Source organism: Martelella mediterranea, assembly GCF_004342225.1.
Taxonomy (GTDB): Bacteria; Pseudomonadota; Alphaproteobacteria; order Rhizobiales; family Rhizobiaceae; genus Martelella; species Martelella mediterranea_B.
On record NZ_SMAR01000019.1, the window covers coordinates 63165 to 73753 of the forward strand.

The following is a 10589-nucleotide window of genomic DNA, read 5'->3' on the forward strand; positions in this document are numbered from 1 at the left end:
AGATTTTGCATGTCGCATAATACATTCGGACATCTTTTTCGGGTTACCACCTGGGGCGAAAGCCACGGACCGGCACTTGGCTGTGTCGTGGATGGGTGCCCTCCCGGCATCAGCCTCACACTTGCCGACATTCAGAACTACCTCGACCGCCGCAAACCCGGCCAGTCGCGCTTTGTCACCCAGCGCCGCGAAGCCGATCAGGTTAAGATATTGTCCGGCGTTCTGCCGCAGGAGGATGGGGAAACTTACATCACCACCGGCACGCCGATCTCAATGATGATCGAGAATACCGACCAGCGTTCCAAGGATTATGGTGAGATTGCCCGCCAGTATCGCCCCGGACATGCGGACTATAGCTATGATGTCAAATACGGCCTCCGGGATTATCGCGGCGGCGGTCGTTCATCGGCACGGGAAACAGCGGCCCGCGTTGCAGCGGGTGCGGTTGCGCGAAAAATTCTTCCGGGCGTAACTTATCGCGGCGCACTGGTTCAGATCGGCAAGCACAAAATCAACCGCGACAACTGGGATTGGGCGCAGGTTGACCAGAACCCGTTTTTCAGCCCGGATGCTGAAACCGTGCCTGTCTGGGAAAACTATCTTGATGAGATCCGCAAGAATGGCTCATCTGTCGGCGCAGTCATCGAGATCGTCGCAGAAGGCGTACCAGCCGGGCTCGGCGCACCGATTTACAGCAAGCTTGATCAGGATATTGCATCCCTGCTGATGTCCATCAATGCGGTAAAGGGCGTTGAAATCGGTGAAGGGTTTGATTCCGCTGAACTGACCGGCGAAGAAAATGCCGATGAGATGCGCATCGGCAATGATGGCCACCCGCGCTTTCTGTCAAACCATGCAGGCGGCATTCTTGGTGGCATTGCGACCGGCGAACCGATTGTCGCGCGTTTTGCCATCAAGCCGACCTCATCGATCCTGACGCCTCGGCAATCGATCGATCAGGATGGCAGGGAAGTGGAGTTGCGGACCAAAGGACGGCATGACCCCTGTGTGGGCATCCGCGCCGTTCCGATCGGTGAGGCGATGGTTGCCTGTGCTGTTGCCGACCACTATCTGCGCGACCGCGGCCAGACAGGACGGCTGGATTAACCGGCCAGCCAGTCCGGCGCATATGAGACCTGCTCTGCTTCGCTAAACCGCGCCAGACGATGCAGTTCTGCATCGATTCTGGCTATGCGGCCCGACGATGCCCTCACCCCTTTTTCGAGCCAAAGGCGGCGCACATCCAGTGCTGCTCGCTTCCGGTCCACTTTCATATCAATACGGCCGATCAACCGGTGTCCTTCCAGAAGCGGAAACACATAGTAACCGTATTGCCGTTTCGGCTCAGGCACGAACACTTCGATCCGATAGAAAAAGCCGAACAGCCTTTCGGCCCGCGCACGGTCTCTAAGCAGAGGATCGAAAGGGCTTAGAACCCGAACGCGCGAAGGCGGGTCTGGCGTATTCTGAAATGAGGCGACGTCTTCTGAAAGGGCAAAGGTCGCGCGAAACTGCCCTTTTTCGACGGTCTCAACGGAAACTTCAGTCAGACAATCCCGTTTCTGCTTCACCCACTCTCTGGCTTCGCTGGGCCGTATCAGGTCGAAAAAGGCCGCAATCTCGCCGGTCGTTGCAAAGCCAAGGCGCTTCAGCGCCGCCCGGCAGGCCCAATCGATAAAATCCGCCTGGCTGACAGACTGCTCCCGAAACGATCCGGGTATCACCCTCTCGGAAAGATCATAGGCTTTTTGAAAATTTCTCCGGTGACAGATGGCGAAATGACCGGTTCGCCAGTGATATTCGAGTGCGGTTTTCGCAGGGTGCCAATTCCACCAGCCTCCCGAAACGTGATCATCCTGCTTCAGATCGCGCGCGAAAAGCGGTCCGCCCTCTTTGACCGCCGCATACGTCTCATCGAAAACAGACTCGAAGGCCCTGCCCTGCCATTTGCGCCAGCGTTTGACCAACCGGTCCTGCTCACGCGTAAAACGGTGTTTCCAGAAGGGATAAAACCGCACAGGAATGATCGACGCATCATGGGTCCAGTGTTCGAACAACATGCGGTCTTCTTCCAAAAGCTGCCGCAGGTGATCGCGCCTGAGTGTCTGATTACGGGAAAACAGGATGAGATCATGTGCCCGCTCGACTGTGCGAATGGAATCAACCTGCACGAAGCCAATCTTTTCGATCAGCGCCAGAAGACCCGCCTTGTTCATCGCCTTTCCGGGCGCACCTGAAAGCCCCTGACGTTCAAGAAAGATGCGCCGTGCATCCGTATTGCTGAGCATATCCTGCATAAACTGAAGGTTACTCCGATTCGGATCAGATAAGAACATCTGGTGCGCCAGTCGTCTTTCGATACAAATGGATCACGCTTATAAGGGATCGACTCACCAGTCGGAGGCGCTTTTGGATATCGAGTTTCATGAAGCAGGAGTTTCGTTTGAGGGCCGCCAGGCGCTTCACCCCGTATCACTTGCACTGCGGGAACACCGTATCGGCATCATCGGACTGAATGGCTCAGGAAAAACGACATTTGCCAGATTGATCAACGGCCTGACAAAACCCACGACAGGCCATGTGCGTGTCAACGGCCATGATACGGCAACCGAAACGCAGGCCGTCATGGCAGAAGCCGGTTTTGTCTTTCAGGTACCGCAAAACCAGATCATTCTGCCGATCCTGAAAGATGACATCGCGCTCGGACTGAAGGCCCGCGGAACCCTCAAAGCAGACTGCGAGGCGAAGACCTTCGCTGCGCTGTCACGCCTTGGCATCGAGCATCTTGCACACCGACGCGCGCATGAGCTTTCCGGTGGAGAACTGCAACTGGCTGCACTTGCTGCGGTTCTGGCAACCGAGCCCTCCCTGGTGATCCTTGATGAGCCGACCAACCAGCTGGACCTGAAGAACCGCGCAATCGTCACCAACGCCATTGCCAGCCTGAAAGAGAATGTCATTGTCATTTCGCATGATCTCGACCTCATCGCCGGATTTGATCGCGCGCTCCTGTTCGGCGAGGGGCGCCTCATCGAAGACGGACAACCGGCAACGGTCATTGACCGCTACAGAACTTTGAACCTCTGATGCGCAGCCTCTACGTCGAGGGCGATACGTTTCTTCATCGCCGGCCCGCCAGCTTAAAACTGATCGCGTTGATCGTATTCAGCATCGGCCTGTTTTTGACAGAGAGTCTCCCCGTGCTCGCCGCGCCATTCTTTTTCGCGGCTTTCTTGTATGCGCGCCTGCCGCTTCCGCCCGCGCTGGCTGTCAGGCGACTATTGCCGGTGTTTGCCGCCATTTTTCTGGTCGGTGTTTTCAATCTTGCCTTTCATGGCTGGCACCCGGCCGCCATAACAGTGATCAGGCTGACCTCACTCATGCTTGCCGGTGCAGCCATCACTGGCTCCACTCCGGTTGCAGATTTTGTCGAAACCGTCACGAAGGCGGTATATCCGCTGGAAAGGCTCGGACTGTTACGTGCAGCCGACATTGGCCTTGCGGTCGGACTCGTTATCCGCTTCGTGCCAGATGTTCTCAACCGGTATGATGCGATTGCTGAAGCGCACCGGGCGCGTGGCCTCAGGTTTCGCCCCTTACGGGTTCTGGTTCCGCTGATCATCTTGACCTTGCGGGATGCTGACAGTATCGCTGACGCAATTGACGCGCGCGGAATTCGTGCGCCTGTGACAAAGAGGAAATCAAAATGACGTCTCGCGATCTGGTTCTCGTTTCACTGTTTGCGGCGATCATCGTGGCGCTTGGCTTGCTGCCGCCTATTCCACTGGCCTTTGTACCCGTGCCCGTTACAGCGCAGACGCTCGGCGTCATGCTCGCGGGCCTGATCATCGGTAAAAATCGTGGTTCTGCTGCCGTGCTGCTCGTATTTCTTCTGGTCGCTATCGGCCTTCCGGTCCTGTCCGGCGGTCGAGGCGGACTGGCGGTCTTCGCAGGCCCAACGGTTGGCTTCCTGATCGGCTGGCTTCCCGCAGTCTATGTGACCGGCGCCCTTGCAGAGCGTTTCGCGAACGCAAAAACAGCCACGAAGCAGTTCATGGGGTTCTTCGCTGCCGCCATCATCGGCGGTGTCATTGTCGCTTATGCCTTTGGCATCGCCTGGCTCGCCTTTGGCGTTGGCATGGGGCTGCCGGGAGCCACCGTGGCTTCACTCGGTTTCATTCCCGGTGATCTCATCAAGGCAGGTCTGGCAGCAATGGCAGCGCGTGCCGTGATGCTTGGCTATCCTCTGCTACCCAGAAAAGCCTGATCACTCAACGTAAGAATAGAGCCAGTCCCGTGTTGCTTCCGGAAGCGGCGCGGGCTCTCCGCTGCCGGAGTGAACAGCAGTCCACAAAATCTCGACTTCGGCGGCAATACCATTGCCGGATTGAACCGCGACGTTGAAGCCGATCGACTTGCCACCGATTTTTGCAGCCCGGACAACGAGGTCTGCAACCTCTTCATTCTTCAATCCACGATAAAAAGTGCAGCTGACTTTGCGCACGACATAAGCAGGTTCATTCGAAACTTCCGGCCTGAAACGCCAGAAACGTGCAAGCGCCTCTTCAGCATGATCGATATAGGCGGCCGTGCGCATCCGCCCATGCATATCGATATCACGATAGGGAACGCGCAATTCCATCCGTTCCGGTTGCCTGTCCTGCATCATCTAAACCTTTTTCCACCGCAATAGCTGCGAATGGTACGCATCAATTCAACGCTGTATCACCATGCCGACCACCCGGAAAACATGGCAATCGGCAGCTGCTCAATCTCTTTCGCTCTTTAAAGCGTTTCAGACAAGAGTGCCATAACACCTGTCAGCCTCTGATGGAGAATCAGTTCAGCCTTGCAATACCCTCGCACGGCATTACCTTCGCGTGAAATCGACATAGTGATCACCGATGGGTCTCGCTATCGCGTTAGGCCACCCAAGAGGAAAGATTATGACAGAGACCGCCAAACCAGCCGACGTCGCCAGCCTTACATTCGAGCGGGCTGTCGATGAACTTGAGCAGATCGTTGCACGTCTTGAACGCGGTGACGTCGCGCTCGACGAATCAATTGCGATTTATGAGCGCGGTGAGAAGCTGAAGAACCATTGCGAAAAGCTGCTGAAGGCCGCCGAGGCACGGGTGGAAAAAATCCGTCTGGACCGCGAAGGCAATCCTGCGGGCACAGAACCTCTCGACGAGGCCTGAGCAAGCAGGGCAAAACGCGCGCCAATCTTTATCGAAAGACTAAAGCCATGTCCTTTTTTCCAGGAAAAGACCCCGAGTTTGGCGATGCCGCTTCCTGCGATGTCGTAGAACAGCTGATTGTTCCACGAACCAGCGATATTGGCGGGTTTGAAGTGCGGCGCGCGCTCCCAACAATCAAGCGGAGGCTTGTCGGGCCGTTCATATTTTTCGACCGTATGGGGCCTGCGAGACTTGAAAGTGGTAACGCGCTGGATGTGAAGCCGCATCCGCATATTGGCCTTTCCACCGTGACCTACCTCACCGAAGGTGAGATCGGCCATCGCGATACACTCGGTAACAACACCGTCATCCGGCCTGGCGACGTCAATCTGATGACAGCCGGACGCGGGATCGTGCATTCCGAGCGTACGCCGGATGATCTTCGCCTGAGGCCGCATCAGCTTGCCGGCGTGCAGACATGGCTCGCTTTGCCGGAAAACGACGAAGAAACCGAGCCGGCTTTCGGCCATACAGACCGTAAACAACTGCCCTTTATTTCGGAGAAAGGCGTTTCCGGTAGGGTCGTGATCGGTGATTTCTCCGGCCTGAAGGCCGATGTAAAAACCTTCACGGATACGCTTTTTGTTGACCTCGTTCTGGAGGCCGGTGCAGCATTCCCCTTTCCAGCGCAACACGAGGAGCGCGCACTTTATATCCTGGAGGGGGAACTTGAAGTCGCCGGTGATCGTTTTGGTGCTGAACAACTGCTCATTCTTCGTCCCGGAGACAATGCTACGCTTGTGGGTGGTTTGCCTGCGGGCTGTCGGGTGATGCTTTTCGGTGGCGCTGCGCTCGATAAACCTCGCCACATCTGGTGGAATTTTGTTTCATCGTCGAAAGAACGGATCGAACAGGCAAAAGAAGACTGGAAACAGGGGCGTTTTGGCCTTGTCCCCGGTGATGAACAAGAATTTGTTCCTTTGCCCGGTCGCTGAAATTCGATAGAAGGATTAAAGAGCTAAAATACGGGCTTTCAGGAGACGCCTGCAGGCCCGTGTGCAGGGTGATTTTTGCGCCGGACGGCGCAGCATGAGGCACATAAAGTGACGTTACCGTCGAAGACTGCCATACTGGACCGGATCAATTTACCGTCAGACCTCAGGGAGGTCGATGACCGTGACCTTCCTCAGCTTGCTGACGAAGTGCGCGCGGCGATGATTGATTCCGTCTCGCGCACCGGTGGTCACCTCGGCGCCGGGCTTGGCGTTGTAGAACTGACCATCGCGATCCATAAGGTGTTCAATACGCCCGATGACCGTTTAATCTTTGATGTCGGGCACCAGTGTTATCCGCATAAAATTCTGACCGGACGAAAAGGCCGGATGACCACACTGCGGCAGGAAGATGGCCTCTCCGGCTTCACCAGGCGGGCAGAGAGTGAATACGACCCCTTTGGTGCCGGGCACTCTTCAACGTCGATTTCCGCAGGCCTTGGGATGGCCGTTGCCTCGAAACTCCAGAATAAGCCACGCAACGTGATTTCGGTGATTGGCGATGGCGCCATGTCTGCAGGAATGGCGTTCGAAGCCCTGAACAATGCGGGTGCACTCGGCGCCCGGCAGATCGTCATACTCAATGACAACGATATGTCGATTGCACCGCCGACGGGTGCCATGAGCGCTTATCTTGCGCGTCTGGCATCAGGCCGCACTTATCTCGAAGTCAAGGATTTCACCAAGAAGATAACCTCTTACCTCGGTAAATCTGTTGACCGTGCCATATCCCGCGCCGTTGGCCACGCACGCGGTTTTGTAACAGGCGGTACGATGTTCGAGGAACTCGGTTTTCATCATATCGGCCCGATTGACGGACACTCGTTCGACAATCTCTTGCCTGTACTGCGTAATGCCCGCGATCACGGTCGTGGCCCTATCCTTATCCATGTCGTCACGCAGAAAGGCAAAGGCTACGCCCCTGCCGAGGCCGCTGCCGACAAGTGCCACGCGGTCAGCAAGTTTGATGTGGTGACCGGCCATCAGGCAAAGGCCAAACCGAATGCCCCCAGCTATACATCCGTGTTTGCAGAGGCGTTGATTGAGGAAGCACGCCACGATGACAAACTGATTGCCATCACCGCTGCTATGCCCTCTGGCACAGGCCTCGATAAATTTGAGGACAGCTTTCCGGGCCGCTGCTTCGATGTCGGCATTGCCGAGCAGCACGCCGTAACCTTTGCCGCAGGCATGGCGACAGAAGGGATGAAGCCATTCTGTGCGCTGTACTCGACCTTCCTGCAGCGCGGGTATGATCAGGTTGTCCACGACGTCGCCATTCAGGGGCTACCGGTTCGCTTCCCGATCGACCGGGCCGGTTTCGTCGGCGCCGATGGCCCGACGCATGCAGGCTCTTTCGATACGACCTATCTGACCACGCTGCCCGGCTTTGTTGTCATGGCAGCAGGCGATGAGGCAGAGCTGAAGCACATGGTTCGAACCGCGGCCGACTATGATGAAGGCCCGATCGCGTTTCGTTATCCACGCGGCGAAGGCACCGGGGTCGAAATGCCGAAACGCGGCGAAATCCTTGAAATCGGCAAAGGGCGCATCATCTCCGAAGGTTCAAAAGTGGCCCTTCTTTCGTTCGGCACAAGGCTTTCCGCCTGTCGCGAAGCTGCCTCCATGCTGAACGCTTCGGGCCTCACGACGACGGTGGCCGATGCACGCTTTGCAAAGCCGCTCGACCACGATCTGATACGGCAGCTGGCGTCTCATCATGAAGTATTGATCACGATTGAAGAAGGCGCAGCAGGTGGCTTTGGTGCGCATGTGATGCAGTTCCTCGTCAACGAAGGACTTCTCGATCACGGTCTGAAAGCCCGGCAGATGGTTCTTCCGGATATCTGGATGGAGCAGGCGAAACCGGAGATCATGTACAAAAAGGCGGGCCTCGACAGCGACGGTATCGTCAACACGGTTTTCCGGGCACTCGGCCAGGAGCGGGTTTCCACCGGGACCGGCACGATTGGCTGAACCGGCGTTGCCATTGGTTCAAAAACATGCTCATGAAACGCGGATGAAAAACGCCGCCAAAACCATGCGCCTTGACCAGTTCCTCGTTTCGCTGGACCGTTTCAAGACCCGTTCGCGCGCCCGCGATGCTGTTCAGCGCGGAGTGGTGACGGTGAACGGGCGCATCGCGAGAAAACCAGGTGAGATGGTTGCAAACGATGCCATCATCACCGTGAATGATCCGGCAGAACGTTACGTTTCACGCGCTGCGCTGAAACTGATCGCCGCTCTGGATCACTTCGGCCTTTCGCCGCAAAACATGCACGCACTGGATATCGGCGCCTCAACCGGTGGCTTTACGCAGGTTCTTCTGGAAAGAGGCGCGTCTCACGTCACAGCAATTGACGTTGGTCATGACCAGATGGCTAAAACCATCAGCAAGAATCCGAGTGTCACCAATATCGAAGGCTTGAATGCCCGGTCTCTTGGCTCGGAGGATATCGGCACTGATGAGATTGGCTTTGTTGTTTCCGATGTCTCTTTCATCTCGCTGAAGCTGGCTCTGCCCCCTGCCCTCGCACTGGCATCTCCGGGAGCCTTCTGTGTGTTGCTGGTCAAGCCGCAGTTTGAGGCAGGCAAGTCCAATATCGGCAAGAAAGGCCTGTTGAAGGATCCGGCGCTTGGTCCGCAAATAGCAGCCGATCTTGAAAACTGGCTACAGAGCGAATGCGGGTGGAAAAGTCTTGGCATCACGCCTTCGCCCATTGAAGGCGGAGATGGCAACCGCGAATATCTTTTGGCAGGGCGCAAGCCTTTCTGAATAACAATAAACTCGAATTATCGCTTCCTCGCGGATGGACGACAAGGAAAACGGACAAATGGCCGCTGAAACCGTGACAATTGCAAAGCTGGGCAGCCAGGGAGATGGCATCGCCGAAACAACGGGCGGCCCGGTTTTCGTGCCCTTCGCCCTGCCGGGCGAGACCGTGATGATCGCACGGGATAAGGGCCACGGCACGATCCTTTCAGTGCTTCAGGCCTCTGCAAAGCGGGAGCAACCGAGCTGTCGCCACTTCGGCCCGGATGGCAAAAACGGCACCTGCGGTGGCTGCGCCCTGCAACATGTTGCAGAAGATGATTATCGGGCATTCAAGGTCGCGTTGGTGCAGGATGCTCTGACGCAACATGGCATCGACTGTCCGGTCGAGCCGCTGGTGACATCCGGTCCCGGTGAGCGCCGCCGTGCCACCTTCGCCGGACGTCGCACAGAAGAGGGCATCCTGCTCGGCTTTTCCAGCCCTTCAAGCCACCACATCGTGTCGATTGAAGAGTGCCCCGTCCTCTCGCCTGCGCTTTTTGAGCGGCTTCCCGCGCTCAAGCTTCTGGCTGGTATCCTTGCAAGCAACAGTGACCCGTTCCGCATTGCTGTACTTGAAACGGAGACCGGGCTGGATATTTCCTTCTCAGGCCTGAAAACCCCTTCGGAAAAACGCCGGCAAGCTGCCATCCGCGCTGCCATGACAGTAAAAGGCATTGCGCGGCTGACACTCGACGATGAAATCATCGTTGAGCCGGTAAAGCCTGCGCTTCAGATCGACGGGACCAAAGTCTTTCCGCCGCCGGCCAGCTTTGCCCAGACAACTGAACGCGCTGAAGATGCCATGGCCGCTCTGGTTCTGTCGCATCTGAAAGGCGCAAAGTCTGTCGCCGATCTGTTTTCCGGTTTTGGGACATTCGCGTTGCGGCTCGCCAGGAAAGCGCAGGTGCATGCCGTGGAATTTGACCAGAAAGCGCTGGAGGCATTGGATTATGCCGTGCGCAACCGTCAGGGCCTCAAGGCGGTTTCGATTGAGCGGCGTGACCTTTTCAGGCGGCCGCTGCTACCACGCGAGTTGAAAGGCTTCGATGCTGTTGTGTTCGACCCGCCGCGCGCAGGTGCCAAAGAACAGGCAGAGGAGCTGGCACGCTCAAAAGTTTCGCGCATCGCCGCTGTCAGTTGCAACCCGGCCACGCTGGCCCGGGATCTGCGCATCCTCATCGAAGGCGGCTATCGTGTTGAAAGCGTGACGCCCGTCGATCAGTTCTACTGGAGCCCCCACGTGGAAGCAGTCGCGCTTCTGAAGAAAGCATAAAGCCCGGCAGCAGCGCCACCGGGCCTCTTATCATCAAGTTCAGCTCTGCCGCATAATCAGTAGTAGGGCGAATAGCACTGTTTGCGCGGACCATGATACGGCTGGAACGTATTATCCGAAGCGCGGTATGACCGGTATTTGTCATAGCACCATTCATAGTGCCGCGGATTGATTGTATTTACCCACCCCCTTGTCACGGGCACGGATTTCTGAATCCATACAGCCATGGATCGAAATGATTTGCAGCGGCTTTCGAAGGACGAACTGAT

General features: G+C 56.7%; 11 protein-coding genes and 1 pseudogene. 9 read left to right on the forward strand and 3 right to left on the reverse strand.

All coding sequences use genetic code 11. The features are described from left to right. The first annotated feature begins 9 nt into the window (after nt 1–9). The gene (gene aroC / locus EDC90_RS12870; RefSeq protein ID WP_132312225.1) at nt 10–1107 is read left to right on the forward strand and encodes a chorismate synthase; all 1098 of its coding nucleotides are present in this window, start codon (nt 10–12) and stop codon (nt 1105–1107) included. Here aroC and EDC90_RS12875 read toward each other — a convergent pair. Then, entirely contained in the window at nt 1104–2297 is a 1194-nt protein-coding gene (locus EDC90_RS12875; protein ID WP_132312227.1) for a winged helix-turn-helix domain-containing protein, read from the reverse strand. The genes aroC and EDC90_RS12875 overlap by 4 nt on opposite strands. A gap of 112 nt (nt 2298–2409) precedes the next feature. Between EDC90_RS12875 and EDC90_RS12880 the strand changes: the two genes are divergently transcribed. Genes EDC90_RS12880 through EDC90_RS12890 form a run of 3 tightly spaced genes read left to right on the forward strand, consistent with a single transcriptional unit; the run spans nt 2410 to nt 4267 of the window. Further along, nucleotides 2410–3087, forward strand: coding sequence for an energy-coupling factor ABC transporter ATP-binding protein (locus EDC90_RS12880; protein ID WP_132312229.1), 678 nt, complete (start codon nt 2410–2412; stop codon nt 3085–3087). After that, entirely contained in the window at nt 3087–3710 is a 624-nt protein-coding gene (locus tag EDC90_RS12885; RefSeq protein WP_132312231.1) for an energy-coupling factor transporter transmembrane component T family protein, read from the forward strand. The genes EDC90_RS12880 and EDC90_RS12885 overlap by 1 nt, the downstream gene beginning before the upstream one ends. Beyond that, nucleotides 3707–4267, forward strand: coding sequence for a biotin transporter BioY (locus EDC90_RS12890; RefSeq protein WP_132312233.1), 561 nt, complete (start codon nt 3707–3709; stop codon nt 4265–4267). Before EDC90_RS12885 ends, EDC90_RS12890 begins: the two co-directional genes overlap by 4 nt. Here the strand turns inward: EDC90_RS12890 and EDC90_RS12895 are convergent, their stop codons facing one another. After that, nucleotides 4268–4666, reverse strand: coding sequence for an acyl-CoA thioesterase (locus EDC90_RS12895; RefSeq protein WP_132312247.1), 399 nt, complete (start codon nt 4664–4666; stop codon nt 4268–4270). It abuts the gene before it with no gap. 280 nt (nt 4667–4946) lie between these two features. Between EDC90_RS12895 and EDC90_RS12900 the strand changes: the two genes are divergently transcribed. The 5 genes from EDC90_RS12900 (at nt 4947) to EDC90_RS12920 (ending at nt 10320) form a co-directional block, all read left to right on the forward strand. Further along, nucleotides 4947–5201, forward strand: a complete 255-nt coding sequence (locus EDC90_RS12900; RefSeq protein WP_132312235.1) for an exodeoxyribonuclease VII small subunit — start codon at nt 4947–4949, stop codon at nt 5199–5201. A gap of 47 nt (nt 5202–5248) precedes the next feature. Next, a complete protein-coding gene (locus EDC90_RS12905) occupies nt 5249–6175 on the forward strand; it encodes a pirin family protein (RefSeq protein WP_132312237.1) in 927 nt (308 codons plus the stop codon). A 108-nt stretch (nt 6176–6283) separates the two neighbouring features. Then, nucleotides 6284–8209, forward strand: coding sequence for a 1-deoxy-D-xylulose-5-phosphate synthase (gene dxs, locus EDC90_RS12910; protein WP_132312239.1), 1926 nt, complete (start codon nt 6284–6286; stop codon nt 8207–8209). A gap of 43 nt (nt 8210–8252) precedes the next feature. After that, nucleotides 8253–9008, forward strand: a complete 756-nt coding sequence (locus tag EDC90_RS12915; protein WP_245511047.1) for a TlyA family RNA methyltransferase — start codon at nt 8253–8255, stop codon at nt 9006–9008. Between the two features lie 58 nt (nt 9009–9066). Next, nucleotides 9067–10320, forward strand: a complete 1254-nt coding sequence (locus tag EDC90_RS12920; protein WP_132312241.1) for a class I SAM-dependent RNA methyltransferase — start codon at nt 9067–9069, stop codon at nt 10318–10320. 56 nt (nt 10321–10376) lie between these two features. On the opposite strand, the pseudogene EDC90_RS21225 reads toward EDC90_RS12920, so the two are convergent. After that, nucleotides 10377–10481, reverse strand: a pseudogene (locus EDC90_RS21225) (BA14K family protein); the annotation flags it as partial. Nucleotides 10482–10589: the final 108 nt, after the last annotated feature.